The sequence below is a fragment of the Microbacterium sp. OR16 genome (assembly GCF_047306725.1).
Classification (GTDB): Bacteria; Actinomycetota; Actinomycetes; order Actinomycetales; family Microbacteriaceae; genus Microbacterium.
This window is the reverse complement of the sequence record NZ_JAZEXK010000001.1, coordinates 1403820-1421749: the sequence shown is the minus strand read 5'-3', so window position 1 is coordinate 1421749 and position 17930 is coordinate 1403820. Positions and strand designations below refer to the sequence as shown.

At 69.5% G+C, this 17930-nt stretch carries 18 protein-coding genes and 2 tRNA genes; 11 read left to right on the top strand and 9 right to left on the bottom strand.

Features of this window, described 5'->3' with window-relative positions:
* Window positions 1–14: 14 nt before the first annotated feature.
* The 5 genes from topA (at window position 15) to V2S05_RS06895 (ending at window position 6469) form a co-directional block, all read left to right on the top strand.
* The gene (topA, locus tag V2S05_RS06915; protein WP_413634524.1) at window positions 15–2888 is read left to right on the top strand and encodes a type I DNA topoisomerase; all 2874 of its coding nucleotides are present in this window, start codon (window positions 15–17) and stop codon (window positions 2886–2888) included.
* Window positions 2889–2917: 29 nt separating this feature from the next.
* A complete protein-coding gene (gene tmk / locus V2S05_RS06910) occupies window positions 2918–3544 on the top strand; it encodes a dTMP kinase (protein ID WP_271637007.1) in 627 nt (208 codons plus the stop codon).
* A gap of 51 nt (window positions 3545–3595) precedes the next feature.
* Window positions 3596–4753 carry a DNA polymerase III subunit delta' gene (locus tag V2S05_RS06905; protein WP_413634523.1) on the top strand — a complete coding sequence of 386 codons (1158 nt, stop codon included), beginning with the start codon at window positions 3596–3598 and terminating at the stop codon, window positions 4751–4753.
* Window positions 4750–6315, top strand: coding sequence for an alpha/beta hydrolase (locus V2S05_RS06900; protein ID WP_413634522.1), 1566 nt, complete (start codon window positions 4750–4752; stop codon window positions 6313–6315). Before V2S05_RS06905 ends, V2S05_RS06900 begins: the two co-directional genes overlap by 4 nt.
* 82 nt (window positions 6316–6397) lie before the next feature.
* A tRNA-Thr gene (locus tag V2S05_RS06895) sits at window positions 6398–6469 on the top strand.
* Window positions 6470–6529: 60 nt separating this feature from the next.
* Here the strand turns inward: V2S05_RS06895 and V2S05_RS06890 are convergent.
* Window positions 6530–6661 carry a putative transporter small subunit gene (locus V2S05_RS06890; RefSeq protein WP_271637011.1) on the bottom strand — a complete coding sequence of 44 codons (132 nt, stop codon included), beginning with the start codon at window positions 6659–6661 and terminating at the stop codon, window positions 6530–6532.
* Between the two features lie 5 nt (window positions 6662–6666).
* The gene (locus tag V2S05_RS06885) at window positions 6667–8334 is read right to left on the bottom strand and encodes a sodium:solute symporter family protein (RefSeq protein ID WP_413635253.1); all 1668 of its coding nucleotides are present in this window, start codon (window positions 8332–8334) and stop codon (window positions 6667–6669) included.
* 498 nt (window positions 8335–8832) lie between these two features.
* Between V2S05_RS06885 and V2S05_RS06880 the strand changes: the two genes are divergently transcribed.
* Both V2S05_RS06880 and V2S05_RS06875 read left to right on the top strand, forming a co-directional pair.
* Window positions 8833–9411: an isochorismatase family protein gene (locus V2S05_RS06880; protein WP_413634521.1), complete on the top strand. Its 579-nt coding sequence runs from the start codon at window positions 8833–8835 to the stop codon at window positions 9409–9411.
* Window positions 9408–9953: a DUF1697 domain-containing protein gene (locus V2S05_RS06875; RefSeq protein WP_413634520.1), complete on the top strand. Its 546-nt coding sequence runs from the start codon at window positions 9408–9410 to the stop codon at window positions 9951–9953. Before V2S05_RS06880 ends, V2S05_RS06875 begins: the two co-directional genes overlap by 4 nt.
* 78 nt (window positions 9954–10031) lie before the next feature.
* Here the strand turns inward: V2S05_RS06875 and V2S05_RS06870 are convergent, their stop codons facing one another.
* Genes V2S05_RS06870 through V2S05_RS06855 form a run of 4 tightly spaced genes read right to left on the bottom strand, consistent with a single transcriptional unit; the run spans window position 10032 to window position 13533 of the window.
* Window positions 10032–10850 carry a PepSY domain-containing protein gene (locus V2S05_RS06870; RefSeq protein ID WP_413634519.1) on the bottom strand — a complete coding sequence of 273 codons (819 nt, stop codon included), beginning with the start codon at window positions 10848–10850 and terminating at the stop codon, window positions 10032–10034.
* Window positions 10851–10906: 56 nt separating this feature from the next.
* On the bottom strand, window positions 10907–12250 hold the full coding sequence (locus V2S05_RS06865) for a sensor histidine kinase (protein ID WP_413634518.1): 1344 nt from the start codon (window positions 12248–12250) through the stop codon (window positions 10907–10909).
* Window positions 12247–12930 carry a response regulator transcription factor gene (locus V2S05_RS06860; RefSeq protein WP_413634517.1) on the bottom strand — a complete coding sequence of 228 codons (684 nt, stop codon included), beginning with the start codon at window positions 12928–12930 and terminating at the stop codon, window positions 12247–12249. Before V2S05_RS06860 ends, V2S05_RS06865 begins: the two co-directional genes overlap by 4 nt.
* Before the next feature lie 54 nt (window positions 12931–12984).
* Window positions 12985–13533 carry a type 1 glutamine amidotransferase domain-containing protein gene (locus tag V2S05_RS06855; RefSeq protein WP_271637017.1) on the bottom strand — a complete coding sequence of 183 codons (549 nt, stop codon included), beginning with the start codon at window positions 13531–13533 and terminating at the stop codon, window positions 12985–12987.
* A 117-nt stretch (window positions 13534–13650) separates the two neighbouring features.
* Here V2S05_RS06855 and V2S05_RS06850 point away from each other — a divergent pair, with 117 nt between their 5' ends.
* Complete coding sequence (locus tag V2S05_RS06850; RefSeq protein ID WP_413634516.1) at window positions 13651–14310, top strand: IMPACT family protein; 660 nt, start codon at window positions 13651–13653, stop codon at window positions 14308–14310.
* On the opposite strand, the gene V2S05_RS06845 is transcribed toward V2S05_RS06850, so the two are convergent.
* Window positions 14291–14497: a hypothetical protein gene (locus tag V2S05_RS06845; RefSeq protein WP_413634515.1), complete on the bottom strand. Its 207-nt coding sequence runs from the start codon at window positions 14495–14497 to the stop codon at window positions 14291–14293. The two genes, V2S05_RS06850 and V2S05_RS06845, sit on opposite strands and share 20 nt — an antisense overlap.
* A gap of 25 nt (window positions 14498–14522) precedes the next feature.
* On the opposite strand from V2S05_RS06845, the gene V2S05_RS06840 reads away from it, so the two are divergent.
* On the top strand, window positions 14523–15047 hold the full coding sequence (locus tag V2S05_RS06840) for a CGNR zinc finger domain-containing protein (protein WP_413634514.1): 525 nt from the start codon (window positions 14523–14525) through the stop codon (window positions 15045–15047).
* A gap of 7 nt (window positions 15048–15054) precedes the next feature.
* On the opposite strand, the gene V2S05_RS06835 is transcribed toward V2S05_RS06840, so the two are convergent.
* The gene (locus tag V2S05_RS06835) at window positions 15055–15882 is read right to left on the bottom strand and encodes a serine hydrolase domain-containing protein (protein ID WP_413634513.1); all 828 of its coding nucleotides are present in this window, start codon (window positions 15880–15882) and stop codon (window positions 15055–15057) included.
* A 110-nt stretch (window positions 15883–15992) separates the two neighbouring features.
* Here V2S05_RS06835 and V2S05_RS06830 point away from each other — a divergent pair, with 110 nt between their 5' ends.
* Window positions 15993–16475, top strand: a complete 483-nt coding sequence (locus tag V2S05_RS06830; RefSeq protein ID WP_413634512.1) for a hypothetical protein — start codon at window positions 15993–15995, stop codon at window positions 16473–16475.
* 450 nt (window positions 16476–16925) lie between these two features.
* Window positions 16926–16997, top strand: a tRNA-Lys gene (locus V2S05_RS06825).
* A gap of 197 nt (window positions 16998–17194) precedes the next feature.
* Here the strand turns inward: V2S05_RS06825 and V2S05_RS06820 are convergent.
* Window positions 17195–17857: a fasciclin domain-containing protein gene (locus V2S05_RS06820; RefSeq protein WP_271637021.1), complete on the bottom strand. Its 663-nt coding sequence runs from the start codon at window positions 17855–17857 to the stop codon at window positions 17195–17197.
* Between the last annotated feature and the right edge of the window lie 73 nt (window positions 17858–17930).

Sequence of the window (17930 nt, the reverse complement as noted above, 5' to 3'; positions counted from 1 at the left end):
AGAAAGGACGCCCCTTGGCAGAAGGCAAGAAGCTCGTCATCGTCGAGTCCCCGACGAAGATGCGGTCGATCCAGGGATACCTCGGCGACGGGTACGAGGTGCTCAGTTCGGTCGGTCACATCCGCGACCTCGCCGACAAGAAGGACATCCCCGCCGACGACAAGAAGGCGTATGGAAAGTACTCGATCGACGTCGAGAACGACTTCGATCCCTATTACGTGGTGTCCGATCGCAAGACCAAGACGGTCGCAGAGCTGCGCCGCGCGCTGAAGAGCGCCGACGAGGTCCTGCTCGCCACAGATGAGGACCGCGAGGGCGAGGCCATCGCCTGGCACCTGCTCGAGACGCTCAAGCCCAAGGTGCCCGTCAAGCGCATGGTGTTCCACGAGATCACCAAGGACGCCATCCAGGCAGCCGTGGGCAACACGCGCGAGCTCGACCTCGCCCTCGTCGACGCCCAGGAGACCCGTCGCATCCTCGACCGCCTCTACGGCTGGGACGTCTCGCCGGTGCTCTGGTACAAGGTCAAGTCGGGTCTGTCCGCCGGCCGCGTGCAGTCGGCCGCCACCCGCATGGTCGTCGAGCGCGAGCGCGAGCGGATGGCCTTCGTCTCGGCCGAGTACTGGGACGTCGAGGCTCAGGCATCCGCTTCGGCGGGTTCAGCGACCCAGGGCGCCGCGTTCGGCGTGCGCCTCGTGCGCGTCGACGGCGGGCAGCTCGCCCGCGGAACCGACTTCGACGACGCAGGAAAGCTCAAGAAGGCCGTCGTCGTGCTGTCCGAGGCCGACGCTGAGGCGCTCGCCGCCGCGGTCGACGCGGCCGGCACCGCCACGGTCACGAAGGTCGAGGCGAAGCCGGGAACCCGCAGCCCCTACGCCCCGTTCACCACCTCCACCCTGCAGCAGGAGGCCGGACGCAAGCTCTCGATGAGCGCCAAGCAGGCGATGAGCGTCGCCCAGCGGCTCTACGAGAAGGGATACATCACCTATATGCGCACCGACTCGGTCGCGCTGAGCACGCAGGCGATCCAGGCCGCGCGCAGCCAGGCCGTGGCCCTGTACGGCGACTCGGCCGTGCCGCTGAAGCCGCGGGTGTACAAGTCGAAGAGCAAGAACGCCCAGGAGGCCCACGAGGCGATCCGCCCCTCGGGCGAGACCTTCCGCACTCCCGCGTCTGTCGCCTCCGGCCTCGACCGCGACGAGCAGCGCCTGTACGACCTGATCTGGAAGCGCACCGTCGCCAGCCAGATGTCGGATGCGAAGTACGAGACCACCACGGTCACGCTCGAGACGCAGGCCGCCGACAAGCGGGTCGAGTTCACGGCATCCGGAACCGTCTACACGTTCAAGGGCTTCCTCGAGGCGTACGAGGAGGGCCGCGACGAGAAGCGCAACGCGCAGGACTCCTCGGCCGACCAGTCGCTGCCGGCGGTCGCGGTCGGCGACGAACTCGCCATCGGCGAGTCCGTCGCTAAGGGGCACCGCACCACCCCGAAGCCCCGCTACACCGAGGCTTCACTGGTGAAGGCACTGGAAGAGCACGGCATCGGCCGGCCGTCGACCTTCGCGAGCATCATCGGCACCGTGATCGACCGTGGGTATGCGACCAAGCGCGGGCAGGCCCTCGTGCCCACGTGGCTGGCGTTCAGCGTCGTGCGCCTGCTCGAGCAGCATTTCGCCGACCTCATCGACTACGACTTCACCGCCGCCCTCGAAGACGATCTCGACGCGATCGCCCGCGGCGAGCAGAACCGCGTGGAGTGGCTGAAGTCGTTCTACTACGGCTCCGAGAATCAGGTGGGCCTGCGACAGGTCGTCGACAATCTCGGCGAGATCGACGCGCGAGCGCTGAACTCGACGCGCATCACCGACGACGCCACGCTCCGCTTCGGCAAGTACGGCCCGTACCTCGAAGTCATCGACCCGGCGAACCCCGAGGCCAAGCCGCGCATCGTCAACGTGCCCGAGGATCTCGCGCCCGATGAGCTCACCGCCGACAAGGCGCGCGAGCTGATCGACGCGCCGGTCGCCGGTGACCGCGTGCTGGGCGAGAACCCCGAGAACGGCAAGATCGTCGTCGTGAAGGACGGCCGCTTCGGCCCGTACGTGCAGGAGAACGACCCGGTCTCCGATGACGACGCCGTGGACGAGGCGACCGGCGAGGTCGTCGACAAGCCCAAGAAGAAGACCAAGAAGGATGCTGCGCCCAAGCCGCGCACCGCCTCGCTGTTCCGGTCGATGTCGGTCGACACGATCGACCTCGACACCGCGCTGCAGCTGCTCAGCCTGCCGCGTGTGGTCGGCGCCGATCCTGCCACGGGCGAGGAGATCACCGCGCAGAACGGGCGCTTCGGGCCGTACCTGAAGAAGGGCGCCGACTCGCGCTCGCTGGAGAGCGAGTCGCAGATCTTCGATGTGACCCTCGAGCAGGCGCTCGAGCTGTACGCGCAGCCGAAGTACGGCGGGCGCAAGGCATCCAGCGCGCTCAAGGAGTTCGAGGCCGACCCCGTCAGCGGCAAGCCGATCCGCATCCGCGACGGCCGCTTCGGCGCCTACGTGACCGACGGCGAGACGAACGTGACCATCCCGCGCGGCCAGACACCCGACGACGTGACCTTCGAGATCGCCGTGCAGATGCTCGCCGACAAGCGCGCCAAGGGACCCGCGCCCAAGCGCGGCGCGAAGAAGACGGCGGCGAAGAAGGCGCCGGCAAAGAAGGCTCCGGCCAAGAAGACCGCGGCGAAGAAGACCGCGGCGAAGAAGGCGCCGGCATCGGACGCCGACAAGGCGGCTGCACGCTCCGAGGCGGCGAAGAAGGCGGCGGCCACGCGCAAGGCGAACGCCATCGCGAAGGCCGATGCGGCGCGCGCCGCAGCTCGTGCGCAGTGAGCGGGCTGACTGGAAGTGAAGGCGGGATCGTGACGTCGGCGCCCGGGCTGTGGATCACGCTCGAGGGCGGTGACGGCTCCGGCAAGACCACCCAAGCCGGGCTGCTCGCGCAGTGGATGCAGCAGCGCGGCCGCACCGTGCTGCACACGCGCGAGCCCGGCGGATCCGAGGTCGGCACCCTCATCCGCGACATCGTGCTGCACCATCGCGGCGACATCGCCCCCCGGGCGGAGGCTCTGCTGTACGCCGCCGATCGAGCACACCACGTCGCCACGGTCGTGCGGCCCGCGCTGGCTCGCGGGGAGGTCGTCATCCAGGATCGCTACCTCGACTCGTCCGTCGCCTACCAGGGCGCCGGACGCGTGCTCGACGCCACCGAGGTGCGCGACCTCTCGCTGTGGGCAGCCGAGGGAGCGCTGCCCGACCTGACCGTGCTGCTCGATCTCGACCCGTCGACGGCGCGTCGCCGGCTCGACGCGGATGACAAGCCGTTCGATCGTCTCGAAGCCGAGAAGGAGGACTTCCACGCCCGCGTCCGATCGGCGTACCTCGCGCTCGCCGCCGACGAGCCGCAGCGGTTCCTCGTGGTCGACGCTTCGCTCGACCCCGACGACATCGCCGCGCTGATCCGAGCACGCCTGTCGGTACTCCTCTGAGCCGGATGGGGCGGAGCAGCCGATGTCGACCCCGCGGATAGGCTGGAGCGCATGACAGCCCTCGCCACCGCGCCGTTCCCCTGGACGGACGTGTGGGGACAAGACGCCGCGGTGCAGACCCTTCGCCAGGCCGCTGACGACCCGGCATCGCTCTCGCACGCCTGGCTGATCACCGGCCCACCCGGCTCGGGACGATCGACGCTCGCCTACGCGTTCGCAGCCGCGCTGATCGCTGACGGTCCGCACGACGAGGCCACGATGCGTCAGGTGCTCGCCCGCACGCATCCGGATGTGACGGCGCTGCGCACCGACAAGGTGATCATCACGATCGCCGAGGCGCGAGCCCTGGTCGAGCGATCGTACTTCGCCCCTTCCGCCGGACGCTACCGCGTGATCGTCGTCGAAGACGCCGACCGCATGGTCGAGCGCACGTCGAACGTGCTGCTGAAAGCGCTCGAAGAGCCACCCGAGAAGACCGTCTGGGTGCTGTGCGCGCCGAGCGAGGCCGATCTGCTGCCGACCATCCGTTCACGGGTGCGCCCGCTGCGGCTGCGCGAGCCCGACGTCGACGACGTGGCGCGACTCATCGCCGCGCGCACCGGCGTCGACGCCACCGTCGCCGAGCAGGCCGCCCGCCACGCGCAGCGGCACATCGGCATGGCGCAGCGGCTGGCCACCGATGACGACGCCCGTCGCCGGCGCGACGAGACGCTCCGCGCGGTGCTCGGGGTGCGCGGTGTCAGCACGGCGGTCGAGGTCGCGGGAAAGATCATCCAGGCCGCCACCGACGACGCGAAGGCGCTCACCGCCGCGCGGGACGCCGCCGAGCGAGCCGCCCTGCTGCGCACCGTCGGAATCGCTGAGGGACAGGCGGTGCCGCCCGCGCTGCGCGCGCAGATCAACGCGCTCGAAGACGATCAGCGCAAGCGCGCGACGCGCAGCCTGCGTGACGGCATCGACCGGGTGCTCACCGACCTGCAGTCGCTGTACCGCGACGTGGTCATGCTGCAGTTCGGCCGGGGCGACGAGCTGATCAACCGCGAACTGCGCGATGAGCTCGACCGCGTCGCCGCCGCATGGCCCGTCGAGCGCACCATCCTCGTGCTCGACGCCGTGGCCGCCACCCGCGAGTCGCTGGAGCGCAATGTCGCACCGCTGCTCGCCGTCGAGAGTCTTCTCGTGACCGTCTCCAGCGGAAGGACCCCGTGAACCGTCGAACCTCCGGGCCTCGATCCCTGCGCCCGCTGCGTCGAGCCGCCGCCGTGCTGGCCGGGCTCGTCGCGGCATCACTCGCGCTCTCCGGATGCCTGTACGCGCAGATCCCCGAGACTCCCACCTCGATCTCCCGAGATCCGGACGGATCCGGCGTCTCGGCGGAGCTGAAGCCGTACTACTCGCAGAAGCTCGAGTGGGAGGCGTGCGGTGCCCGGTTCGACTGCACGGAGGTCACGGCTCCGCGCGACTGGGAGGACCCGCCCGCGGGCGATCTGACCCTCGCGCTCATCCGGCACCAGGCGACCGGGCAGTTCCAGGGATCGCTGCTGATCAACCCGGGCGGCCCGGGATCGAGCGGCTACGACTTCGTCGCGCAGAGCCTGGAGTACGCGGTCGGGGCCGAACTCATCGAGCGCTTCGACGTGATCGGCTTCGACCCGCGCGGGGTCGGCCGATCGAGCGCAGTCGCCTGCCTCGACGCCGAGCAGATGGACGAGTACAACTACGGCGTGCTCGACGCCCCGCGCGACACCCCCGAGTGGGAGGCCGAGATCACCGCGCGCAACCAGCAGTACGCAGATGCGTGCGAGGCGAACAGCGACGGGCTGCTTCCGCACATCACCACCGTCAACTCGGCGCGCGACATGGATCTGATCCGGGCCGTGCTGGGCGACAAGACGCTGAACTACCTCGGCTACTCGTACGGGACGTTCCTCGGCGCCACGTATGCGAAGCTGTTCCCGCAGCGCGCGCAGCGGCTGGTGCTCGACGGGGCGATCGACCCGGCCGTCCCCGGGCTCGAGGTCGGCACGACGCAGGCGATCGGCTTCGAGTCGGCGCTGCGCGCGTATCTCTCCGGCTGCCTCTCCGGTGGTGACTGCCCGTTCAACGGCTCGACCGACGACGCCGTAGCCGACGTCCAAGCGCTGCTCGCCACTGTCGCCCGCACCCCGATCGAGAACGGCGACGGGCGGATGCTGACCGTCGACACCATGATCACGGGCATCATCACCGCGATGTACAGCGAGCAGAGCTGGCCGTATCTCACCCAGGGTTTCACGGCCGTGCTGCAGGGTGACCCGTCGGTGCTCTTCGCGCTCGCCGACAGCTACAACGGACGCGAGCCCGACGGCACCTACGCCGACAACTCCTCCGAGGCGTTCCGGGCGTACAACTGCATGGACTATCCCGTCGAGGACGACCCGGCCGCGGAAGCTGCGGCGATCGCGAAGATCGAGAAGCTCGCGCCCACGTTCGCCCCGTACTGGCAGGGGCCCGACCCGTGCGAGGTATGGCCCTACCCGCCGGTCGGCGTGCGCGAGCCGATCACCGCCTCGGGCTCTGGCCCGATCGTCGTCGTCGGCACGACCAACGACCCTGCCACGCCGTACGAGTGGTCGGAGTCCCTCGCGCAGCAGCTCGAGAACGGCGTGCTCGTGACCCGGGTGGGCGAGGGGCACACCGGCTACAACAAGGGCAGCGGCTGCGTCGACGATGCTGTCGAGAGCTTCCTCATCGACGGCACGGTTCCCGACGACGGGCTGCGATGCGAGTGATCCGAGGACGGGGCCGGCTCGGTTTCGCGCCCGCCCGATCGTCGTAGTAGGATCATTGCTTGTGCCGCAGTCCGCTGCGCACGCCACCTTAGCTCAGTGGTAGAGCATCCCACTCGTAATGGGAAGGCCGTCAGTTCGATCCTGACAGGTGGCTCAGCTCGGGCCCGGGATGCACAGCATCCCGGGCCCGAAGTGGTCTCAGCGGCCGCGGCGATCAGATGATCGAGCGGTCCTCGGCCTTGGCCTGCTTCGCCTCCTCGACGAAGGCGCGCACGATGACCGTGAGCGTTCCCGCCACGATCACGGGCCACACCAGTACATAGGCGGTCAGGGCGATGGTCGACATGTCCATCATTTCCTCTCGTTCTCAGCCGACAGCGGCTTTTCGGTCTCGGTGAGCTGGGCGAACTCGGTGTTCAGCTCATCGGTGTCGACGGAGTCGAAGTCGCCCGTGCGCTGCTTGATCAGATCGAAGTCGAAGTCCGCCTTCCTGCTCGGCAGCGTGAGGGCGACGCACACGATCGTCGACACGGCATACGCGATCAGCGATCCCGACAGCACCGGGTAGGTGTGCAGGAAGCCGATCGTGAACGGAGCCGATGCCAGCGTCGCCACCGTCGCGACGATCAGGGCGACGCGCTTGCCGAAGAAGCCGAAGGCCATCAGGCCCAGCACGACGCCGATGCCGATCGTCGAGAGCACGTCCGACACGATCCCGATCGGACCGTCGAGCTTGACCCATTCGAAGCGCACCGGCAGGAACGCCGCGAGGGCGACGATCACCGAGACGGAGAAGGCCAGGTTGGTGACGCGGTTCCAGTAGAAGCTGGCGATCACGGGGAACACGAGGGCGCCCCAGAGCGCGCCGACGAACACCAGCAGATCGAGGATGTTGAACTGGCTTCCCGCGAAGAACAGCCCGGCGACCATCGCCACGATCATCGTGATGCGTCCGATCAGCACCATGGTGCGGGGGTTCGCCTTCTTCTTGCCTGCGACGTTCTGGCCGTAGACGTCGGCCATCACGATCGACGAGAGCGCGGTCAGATCCGCGTCGGCCGTCGATGAGAGCGAGCCGATGATCATGACGAAGAACACGCACAGCAGCAGCGGCGACAGATAGGTGGCCGCCATCTGCGGGATGAGGTTGTTCACGTCGCCGTCCACCGGGGCGACCCCGGCGTACAGCGCGATGACGCCGAGCATGCCGATGCCGATGATCGTGGCACCGTATCCGAAGGTCGCCGTCACGAAGGTCTTCTTGATGAGATCCTCGCGCACCGCGAACAGACGCTGCGCGATGGTCTGGTTGCCGATGGCGTATGCGAGCACCGCCGCGATGTAGGGAGCGCCCTGGTTGAAGAATGCGTCGGACGAGAAGAAGTCCGCCTGCTGCGGGGTGAGATTCGACGCCCCCGTCTCGAACAGACTCGGGCCGCCGGCGGCGAAGAACACCACGGGGATGATGACGATCACGGCGCCCAGCATCGCGCAGACCTGCGCGAAATCGGTGAGCACCGACGCACGGAACCCCGACCACAGCGTGTACAGCAGCACTCCCGCGCCGATCGCGAGGATGCCCTGCGAGAACGTGAACGGCGAGAGCATGTCGATCAGCGCGCCGCCCGCGATGAGGTTCGAGGTGAGGCTGATGAGGCTGCCCAGCACGTTGGACCCGGCCAGCATGAGCTGGCTGGAGCGGCCGTGTCGGGCGAACATCACCTCGGCGATCGTGTGCGCGCGCGGTGCGACCTGACGGATGCGCCGCCCGAACGGGTAGATGAGCAGGATCATCAGCGCGCCCCACAGCCCGTAGTGGATGGGCCCGGAGATGCCGTAGGTGTAGCCGGAAGTGGCGGAGGCGTACATCGACGCCGCCCAGATCCAGGTGGCGGTCATGGACGCGGCTGAGATGCCGAATCCGATCTTCCCCCCGCCGGTCATGTACCCGTCGGCGTTCTCGGTGCGCTTGCGGATGCGCAGCGACATGTACAGGCTGCCGCCGAAGAACAGCAGCATGAGCAGGACCACGACGGGTCCGGCGAGTGTTTGCAGGTTTTCCACGTTTCTCTCTCTTGTCGAAGGGCCGGCGGCACTGCCGGTGGACGGGACGAGAGAGCGCTAACGCGAGGGGAGGGTGGCTTTGAGAGGGCCGGTGCGCAGAACGGCGGGGCTGGGGACGAAACGGGCACTGGCCGGCATACGGTTCCTTCTCTCGGCGAGCACGCGCGCGGATGTCGCCTCCGCCGAGAAGCGACGCGCACGTGCGCGGAGGCCGGAAGCCTCCGTGCGAGCCGGAGAGAACGGGCGCTGCTCACGACGCAGGCGGTTCGTCGTGGCGCACCCAGGGCCGGACCTCAGGTCCTCATCGGGGCGGGCGCTCGTGACCGGGCGGCAGCGCTGCGAGCATGTCCGGCCCGCCTCTCCACGGTAGCAACCGGCCGGGGCAAGTCAAATGCGGGGGGCGATCGCCCGGCGGGCGCACACCGCCTGCTCCTCTGCGCGTACGCTCAGTGGATGACCAGGGCTCTTCTCATCGTCGACGTGCAGAACGACTTCACCGAGGGCGGTGCGCTCGCCGTCGCAGGGGGTGACGCTGTGGCGTCCGCGGTGTCTGAGCTGCTGGCCGAGCATGCGGCCGACTACGACGTGATCGTCGCGTCGCGTGACTGGCATGATCCCGAGAGCGACAACGGCGGTCACATCGCGGCAGAGCCCGACTACGTCGACACTTGGCCTTCGCACTGCATCGCCGGGACGGAGGGTGCTGAGTACGACCCGCTGCTCGAGACGGCGGCGATCACCCACCATGTGCGCAAGGGGCAGGGTGTGCCGGCGTACTCGATGTTCGAGGGCGTGACCGAGAGCGGCGAGCGCACCGCTGAGATCCTCACGGCGCACGGGGTGACCGATGCCGATGTGGTCGGCATCGCCACCGACCACTGCGTGCGCGCGTCGGCGCTGGACGCCATCGCGCACGGCATCCGGGTGCGCGTGCTGACCGATCTCGTCGCAGGCGTGGCCGAGAAGCCGAGCGAGGCGGCACTCGCCGAGCTCGCGCATGCCGGCGCCGAGCTCGCTGTGGCACGCCCGTGACCGGGCGCTGCGCGCTGCTGCTGCGGGCGGTGAACGTGTCGGGCGCGAACCGGGTGCCGATGGCCGAGCTGAGGGCGCTGCTGTCGGACTGCGGCGGCCTGCAGAACGTGTCGACCTACATCGCGAGCGGCAACATCATCTGCGACACGCCCAAGGACCTCGCGCGCGCCCGCGCCGATGTGAGAGCGCTCGTCGCGGAGGAGTTCGGGGTCGACACCCCGGTCATCGCCAGGACGCACGCCGAGCTCGCGCGGGCCGAGCGCGAGGATCCGTTCCCGGATGCGGAGCTCGACAAGATGGTGCATGCGATGTTCCTCGAGGGTGAGGCCGCTGCGGGCGCGATGGAGCAGCTCACGGCGCGGCTGCAGCCGGGTGAGCGCGTCGCGCTCGTCGGCCGCGAGCTGTGGATCGACTACGGCCGGGGCGGGGTCGCCTCGACCAAGCTCACCCGAGCTGTGCTCGACCGCGCGCTGGGCACGGCGGGGACGGGCCGCAACCGAAACACCGTGCGCACGCTGGTGAGGCTGACCGCGCCTGCCTGACCGCGCCCGTCGTCGCAGAGCACGGCATGCCAGAGCCGGGGACGGCCCTGCCGTCCCCGGCTCTCGGATGTGCGGGGCTCAGCTGTCCATGTCGACCCGGACCACGCCGAGATCGGCATCGAGCTCGACCTCGACCTCGCTGCGGTCGCCGCCTCGCAACTCGATCTCGTAGACCGCGCCCGAGCCGCTCGTCGACAGGGCGTGGAACGCGCTCTCGGCCGCGCCTGCGTCGTCGGCTGCGGACTGGGCCGCCGCGAGGATGTCGCCCAGCCGGCCGAGGTCGATCAGCGGATCGGCCGCGTCGTCGTCATCCGCATCGTCGTCTCCGCGCTCGCGCACCTCGCCCTCCGCGGTGACGAACAGGTCGACCTCGGTGCCGTCGGCCAGGCGGGCGTCGATCTCGTAGCCTCCGCGCTCGACCTCGATCGAGGTGATGCCCTCGGCCGACGCGCTCTCGATCGCAGCCTCGGCGGCGGAGCGCAGCGAGGCTTCATCGACCGGCGCGGATGCCGCAGCGCCGTCACCGTCGCGGTCGTCCCGGTCATCGTCGCCGCGGCCCTGTCCCGGCTGGCCGTCATGGTCGCCGTCGTGAGAGCCGACCATGTGGATGCCCGGCCGCTCGTCTTCGTCGTCATCGGCCACGGCAGCGCCGATGGCGAATGCGCCGCCGCCGAAGGCGAGCAGCGCCGCGGCGGCACCGGCGCCGACCAGGATCCTGCGTTTGCGGCTCCGGCCACGGGCAGGGTTCTCCGTGTCGGCGACCGGGGCGCCGGAAGCGGGCGTCGAGGGCCCGTCGAAACGCTCGGTCGGGGCGTCGGAGTCGGTGCGGTCGTGGGGCGCCGCATCCCGACCGGCGCGGTCATCGGAGGATGCGGGGGTCTTCTCGTCGTTGTCCATGATTCCACTGTGCTCCGCAGGCGGTGAAGCGCTCCTGAAGATGCCTGAAGACCTCTTCAGGCATCGGCGGAGCGCCGCAGCGAGAGGGTCATCAGCGCCCCTCCCGAAGCTCCTTCGGATGCCGTGACGCTTCCGCCGTGGGCGATCGCGATCTCCCGCACGATGGCGAGTCCGAGGCCGCTGCCTCCGGCATCCCGAGCCCTCGCCTCGTCGAGCCGTACGAACCGGTCGAAGATGCGCTCGCGCTCCGCGATCGGGACGCCCGTGCCGTCGTCCTCCACCTGCACCAGCACTCTGTCTCCCTGCTCCATGACGCGGAGGATGACTCGTGCATGCGCATGGCGCGCGGCGTTGTCGGCGAGGTTGCGCACCGCCCGAGCGAGCAGCGCCGCGTTGCCCAGGACGCGGCCGGGGCCGATCCCGCTCGCATCGACGGCGATCCCCAGACCGCGCAGCCGGTGCGCCTCGGCGAGGGCGATGTCGTCGAGGTCCGTCGGCGCCATCGGCGCTTCGCGACCCTCGTCGAGCCGGGCCAGCAGCAGCAGACCCTCGACGAGCTCCTGCATCCGCTCGCCCTCATCGAGCACGACGCGGCTCAGAGCGGCCAGCGAACTCGCCTCGGGATGCGCTGTCGCCAGCTCGGCATGCTGCCGGATGGTGGCCAGGGGCGAGCGCAGCTCGTGCGACGCGTCGCTGACGAACCGGCGCTGCGTGATCTGCGACTGCTCGAGGCGGTCCAGCATCCGGTTCATCGTGCGCGCGAGCGCACCCAGCTCGTCATCGCCGGCGGAGTCCACCCGTCGATCGAGGCCCGTCGCGTCGATGGCATCCACCTGTCGGCGCAGCCGCTCGACAGGCGCGAGGGCGCGGGTCGCCACCACCCACATCACCAGCCCCACGAGGCCCAGCACGAGCGGCACGGCGACCGCCAGCAGGGTGGCCGATGCCGACACCGCCTCGTCGACTCCGGACAGGGATCGCGCCACGGTCAGCGTGCCCCGATCGGTCTCCTCGCTCGCGGCGAGGTAGGGATCGCCGTCGACCTCGATGCGCTGCGCCTGGTCGTCCGGTACGACGGGAAGAGCTCGGGCATCGTCGTCGTTCACCTGGTCGGAGTCAGCTGCAGCCCCGTCGTCATCGCGCTCGCCGTCGTGATCGTGTCCAGGGCCGTGCAGACGCACGAGGACGTCGTCGTCGATGGCATCCACCCGCCCCGGGCCGCGATCCAGCTGCGCCGAGATCGTGTCGACGTCCTGCTGCACGGCCGCGGCGACACCCTCGGTCAGCGTGGCCCGCAGCACCTGCACGGCGGCGAACGATCCGGCTATCAGGGCCGCGGCGACGATAAGCAGCGCACCGATCGTCAGACGCGAGCGGATGGAGCGCAGCGGGGTGGTCATGCCCTGCCATCCCGCCCCGCCAGGCGATAGCCGGCGCCGCGCACGGTCTGGATGCTCTCCCTGCCGAAGGGGCGGTCGACCTTCGCGCGCAGGTGCCCGATGTACACCTCGACGATGTTCGCGTCGCCGTCGAAGTCGGCGCCCCACACGTTCGCGATGATCTCGGACCTGGTGACCACCTCGTCACGGCGACGCATCAGGAAGTCGAGCACCGCCAGTTCCCGGGCGGTGAGCGAGACCTCGCTGTCGCCGCGGAAGACGCGTCGTGCTGCCGGGTCGAGACGCAGGTCGCCGGCCTCGAGCACAGCCGGGCGCTCGCGCGCACCGCGGCGCACCAGTGCCCGGAGCCGCGCGACGAGAACGGGGTACGAGAACGGCTTCGTGAGCCAGTCGTCGCCGCCGGTGTCGAGCCCCTCGACCTCGTCCCACTCGCCGTCCTTCGCGGTGAGGAAGAGCACGGGCGTCCAGTCGCCTTCGGCGCGCAGCGCCTGGCACACCCGGTATCCGCTCATGCCCGGCATCATGACGTCGAGCACGATCGCGTCGTAGTCGTCGTCGCGAGCCCGGGCGAGGCCGTCGACGCCGTTGTGCACGACGTCGACGACCATGCCCTCGGCCTCGAGCCCACGACGGATGCCGTCGGCGAGGCGCACTTCGTCATCGACGAGCAGGATCCGCATGCTCACAGTCTGGCGGCTGGACCCTGAAGCGCAGCTGAAGCTCGAAACAGCGGATCAGGCGTGCTGTTCGCGGTGCTTGCCCTCGCCGATCTCCTCGACCACCTTCGCGCAGAAGGCCGGCAGGTCATCGGGTGTGCGGCTGGAGACCAGGCCCGCGTCGACGACGACCTCCTCGTCGACCCAGTTCGCGCCCGCGTTGCGCAGATCGGTCGTGAGGCTGGGGTAGCTGGTGAGGGTGCGGCCGTCGACGACTCCCGCTTCGATCAGGATCCACGCGCCGTGGCAGATCACGCCGACAGGCTTGTGCTGCTCGAAGAATGCGCGGGCGAGATCGATGGAGTCGCGGTCCATGCGCAGGTGGTCGGAGTTGACGACGCCGCCGGGCAGCACCAGGGCGTCGAAGTCGTCGGCTGACGCGGAGGAGGCGGCGAGGTCCACGGCCTGGGCGTGTCCGTTCTTGCCCGTGATCTCGCCTGACTCCGGCGACACCATGGTCGCGGCGGCGCCTGCCTCGGTCACCGCCCGCCACGGCTCGGTCAGCTCGCTGTCTTCGAAGCCGTTCGTCGCGAGGAAGGCGACCTTCGCGTCGGAGATGCTCGTCATGTTGCGTCCTTTCGATCGGGATGGGTGATGCCACTCTGCGACGCTCGAGCGCATCCGGGCAGGGGATGGCGAGGTGCCGCGACGCGTGGTACGGCGGCGCGTGCCTACGCTGGAGGGATGTCCGTGTCGTCGCATCCGCTGCCCGCGACCATCGCCGGCCCCGTCGAGCACGAGCTGGTGATCCGCAAGTCGCGATTTCTGACGCTGGTGGCCCCGGTGGACGGGCCGGACGCGGCGGATGTCGTGCTCGCCGGCGTCAGGAAGCGGTACTGGGATGCCAGGCACAACTGCAGCGCGCAGGTGACCGGGCTGCACGGTGATCGCGCGCGGTCGTCCGACGACGGCGAGCCGTCGGGAACGGCGGGCATCCCGATGCTGGAGGTGCTGCGACGCCGGGAGCTGACCGACGTCGTCGCCGTGGTGACCCGCTACTTCGGCGGCATCAAGCTGGGCGCCGGCGGGCTCGTGCGCGCGTACTCGTCGGCCGTCTCCGAGACTCTGGACCTCGCCGCCCTGGTCGATCGGCGGGTGCTGGATCAGGTGCGCCTGGCTGCTGCGCACGCGGATGCCGGACGCTTCGACAACCTGCTGCGCGACTGGGCGACACGCAGCGGGGCGGTGCTCGGCGAGACCACGTACGCGGCCACGGCGGAGTTCGAGGTGTGGGCGCCGGCCGAGGCCGTGCCGGGTCTGCAGGCCGAGATCGCCGCGCTGTCGGCCGGAGCGGTGGCAGCCGTCGGCACGGGCGTGCAGCGGGTCATCGACGTGCCGCGCTGACTGGACGGCTCTGCGCGCTCGGTGGCAGGTCGGGCGCGCCGCGCACGTCGACGCGCCGCGCGCCACAGGTGGCGCAGCGTACGTACACCACCTCGCCCTGCGAGGTGGGATGCGCGGATTCTGTGGTCCAGCCGTGCTCGTGCACGGCGGCGAGGGTGGGGAGCGGAAGAGTGCGGGAAGCGGTCATGCCTTCACGATGATGTAATGCTGTTATGCATCTCAACCCTTACGGTGATTACGCGGTACTGCTGGCTGCGTCACTCGCTGACGACTGGCCCGCCGACCGCGCCGGCATCGAGCAGCGCACCCGGGACTTCGGCATGACCATGGCTTTCGAGAAGACGGCCGACGACCACCCGCGCGTGCGCGAGGTGGTCGACGCGTGGTTGAAGGTGGTGGATGCCGAGACACACGAGCATCGCGCGATGATCCTGAACGCGCAGATGGCGGCCGCGGCGGCGTTCCCGCAGCTGACCGATCACGACGGGGAGGGATGGCACCTGCACTATCGTGACGCCGGTCAGAGCCTCCCGGCCGTGCTCGAGGCCGTGATCAGCGTTGGGACAGCGCTGCATCTCGCTGGCCGCGGGATGCACCGGCTCGGTCGCTGCGCGGCATCCCCGTGCCGACGAGTGGTCGTCGACGTCACCCGCAACGGTCGGCAGCGGTACTGCTCGGTGCGCTGCGCCAACCGGGATGCCGTCCGGCGACACCGTGCCCGCAGCGCGTCGCCGTGACAGTGACTCAACCGCGGAGGGCCGCGAGCACGGTATCCGACAGTGGCGGCCACGCCTCCACCGCCCACGGGCCGAAGTCCCGGTCGGCGAGCGCGACGCAGGCCGCCTGCGCCTGCGGATCGACCCAGAGGAACGTGCCGCTCTGCCCGAAGTGGCCGAACGTCGCGGGGGAGTTGGCCGTCGACGTCCAGTGCGGCGACTTGCCGTCGCGCAGCTCGAAACCCAGCCCCCAATCATTCGGCCGCTGCGCGCCGTAGCCGGGCAGCACCCCGTCGAGGCCGGGGAACGCGACGGTCGTCGCGAGCGCCAAGGTCTGCGGCGCGAGCAGCGCGGGGCGCTGCAGCTCTGCGGCGAAGCGCGCGAGGTCGCCGGCGGTGGACTCTGCCCCGGCACCGGCCGATCCGATCAGCCTCGTCGACGCCATGCCGAGCGGCGCGAACACGGCCTCGTCGATGTACGTGGCGAAAGGGATCTCGGCGCGCTCCTCGAGCGTCTGCGCGAGCACGTCGAAGCCGCGGTTGGAGTAGATCCGGCGGGTGCCGGGCTCGGCGCCCACCTTGTCTTCCGAGAAGTCGAGCCCGGAGGTGTGGGCGAGCAGGTGCCGCACGGTGGAACCGGGAGGGCCGGCCGGGTCATCGAGGTCGAAGACGCCCTCCTCGACGGCGATGAGCACGGCGTAGGCGGTGAGGGGTTTGGTGACGGAAGCCAGGCGGTAGACCCGATCGAGCTCGCCGTGCGATCCGAGGACGGAGCCGTCGGCGCCGACGACCACGGCCGCGGCGTTGTCGACCGGCCAGCCGTCGATCAGATTCAGGGCGTCGTCGATGGCGGTCATGCGTCCTCCCGGATGTCGTGCACTGCGCGCGTCCCTCGCACGGAGAGCGCGATGGCATCCTCCCACACCGCTCCCGTTCGCCGCCGATGTGCGCATGCGATGATCTGCATATGAATGCGCGAGTGTCAGCGACGGCCGCGGTGCTCGCCGGCCTCGCCCTCATCTTCTTCCCGCTTCTCGCGCTGGCGGCGAAACTCGTCTTCCCCGGGTGGATGCTGGTGCTGGCTATCTGGAGCAGCTGGATGCTGCTGCCCGGCTACATCGTGCAGATCGTGGTGGCGGCGAACGGCCTGCTTCGCCGGAACGGCGTGCTGCGCAGGGCGGCCGGCGGGTGGCGGGCGATCATCGCCGCGTGGGTCACCTCGATCGGCATCCTCGGCGTCGGCTTCTTCCTCATCGACGGCGGCGACGACGGCCGTGCCGAATCGGCGATGACGGTCGTGCTCGGTCTGACCGGATCGGTGCAGGCGGGGGACGTGTCGATGATGCTCGCCCTGATCTCGGGCTTCCTCTGGCTCGCAGGCTGGGTCTGGCTCGTCGTCGAGTGGATCATTCAGCTGGTGCTCGCTCGTCAGGTGCGCACGCTCGCCTGACCGCGTCGCCTCGCCACGTGCGCGGCATCCGGTCATATGTGGCGATGGCGTGACAGTTCCGACAGCGCACGTCGCACTTCGCGATCTCCGCGGCGATAGTGGGGATGCTGAAACCGTTGCGCACGAGTTGCATCACACCGTCCCGCTTGGCCGAATCAGGTCGGTGATCGAAATCGAGCACGCGCAGATCAGCAACGCCGCAGTCGATGCACGGATGCTCCCGAAGGTAGTCGGCGACGAACGCCTGAGACGCGAGGCGGCGAGCATCAGTGCGCTGTCGAATCACGCGGATGTGACGTTCCCGGTTGTCTCGGTAGTATTTTCTGGACGACGCGCGGTTGCACTCTCGACAGACCTCCTGCAAGCCATCCGCCCGTGCCGACTTCCGGTTGAAATCGGTGAGTGGTTTAGACTCCTGGCAGGTGCCGCATCGTTTCACGGGCGGCATCTGCCCCCGTAGCTCAGAGGCAGAGCAACCGGCTTTTAACCGGTGGGTCGGGATGTCGGAATTCCCCGGGGGCACTTCTCGAGTCGTCATGCAGCAACCTTCCCTGCGAGTGAAGGTAGCCCTGGCATCCGACATCAGCGCGCTCATCGCGGCGAACGCCGCGCGCACGAAGAGGCGCCCGTCGATTCCTCGTCGACGGGCGCCCCTGATCAGCCTGCGGATCCCCACCGGGCTGATCTCACCGCGTCACTCCCGCGCGGTGTTCACTTGGTCACTGAGCCGGGGGCATCAGGACCGAGTCGATGAGGTACACGGTGGCGTTGGCGGTCTGGACGCCACCGCAGATGACGTTCGCGTCGTTGACCATCCACTCGTCGCCCGAGCCGGTCACCTCGAGGTCGGCGCCCTGGACGGTGGTGTGCATGCCCTCGATGTCGGCCGGCGCGATCTGACCGGGGACGACGTGGTACGTCAGGATCGACGTCAGAGTGTCGGCGTCGGTCTTCAGGCTCTCGATCGTCGCCGGGTCGATCTTCGCGAAGGCGTCATCGACCGGCGCGAAGACGGTGAACTCGTCGCCGTTCAGCGTGTCGACGAGGTTCACGTCGGGGTTCAGCTGCCCGCTGACCGCCGAGACGAGCGTGGTGAGCAGCGGGTTGTTCGATGCGGCCGTGGCCACCGGGTCCTGCGACATGCCCTCGACCGAGCCCGCGCCGTCCGGCACCTGCTCGGCGTAGGCCTCGCAGCCGGGGCCGACGAGGTTCGCAGCCGGGTCCATGGTCTCGGGAGCATCGGACATCTCCGACGTCTCGGCCGGCTTCGGCTCCGACGACTCCATGTCCGACTCGCCTCCCATCGTGCAGCCCGACAGGACGAGGGCGCCGACGAAACCGAGCGAGAGAGCGGCGGTGATCTTCTTCTTGGTGCTGAGCATTTCAACCTCCGGGGTTCCGTGCCGCGGACCTCCCGCGGCGTCGACGGTTGTTCGGAACCCCTCCGGGATCGGA

Coding starts and splice junctions, on each gene's coding strand:
- V2S05_RS06905 (WP_413634523.1), top strand. CDS start 3,596: ATGACAGCCCTCGCCACCGCGCCGTTCCCCTGGACGGACGTGTGGGGA.
- V2S05_RS06890 (WP_271637011.1), bottom strand. CDS start 6,661: ATGTCGACCATCGCCCTGACCGCCTATGTACTGGTGTGGCCCGTGATC.
- V2S05_RS06885 (WP_413635253.1), bottom strand. CDS start 8,334: ATGCTGCTGTTCTTCGGCGGCAGCCTGTACATGTCGCTGCGCATCCGC.
- V2S05_RS06880 (WP_413634521.1), top strand. CDS start 8,833: ATGACCAGGGCTCTTCTCATCGTCGACGTGCAGAACGACTTCACCGAG.
- V2S05_RS06870 (WP_413634519.1), bottom strand. CDS start 10,850: ATGGACAACGACGAGAAGACCCCCGCATCCTCCGATGACCGCGCCGGT.
- V2S05_RS06865 (WP_413634518.1), bottom strand. CDS start 12,250: ATGACCACCCCGCTGCGCTCCATCCGCTCGCGTCTGACGATCGGTGCG.
- V2S05_RS06860 (WP_413634517.1), bottom strand. CDS start 12,930: ATGCGGATCCTGCTCGTCGATGACGAAGTGCGCCTCGCCGACGGCATC.
- V2S05_RS06855 (WP_271637017.1), bottom strand. CDS start 13,533: ATGACGAGCATCTCCGACGCGAAGGTCGCCTTCCTCGCGACGAACGGC.
- V2S05_RS06850 (WP_413634516.1), top strand. CDS start 13,651: ATGTCCGTGTCGTCGCATCCGCTGCCCGCGACCATCGCCGGCCCCGTC.
- V2S05_RS06845 (WP_413634515.1), bottom strand. CDS start 14,497: ATGACCGCTTCCCGCACTCTTCCGCTCCCCACCCTCGCCGCCGTGCAC.
- V2S05_RS06840 (WP_413634514.1), top strand. CDS start 14,523: ATGCATCTCAACCCTTACGGTGATTACGCGGTACTGCTGGCTGCGTCA.
- V2S05_RS06835 (WP_413634513.1), bottom strand. CDS start 15,882: ATGACCGCCATCGACGACGCCCTGAATCTGATCGACGGCTGGCCGGTC.
- V2S05_RS06830 (WP_413634512.1), top strand. CDS start 15,993: ATGAATGCGCGAGTGTCAGCGACGGCCGCGGTGCTCGCCGGCCTCGCC.
- V2S05_RS06820 (WP_271637021.1), bottom strand. CDS start 17,857: ATGCTCAGCACCAAGAAGAAGATCACCGCCGCTCTCTCGCTCGGTTTC.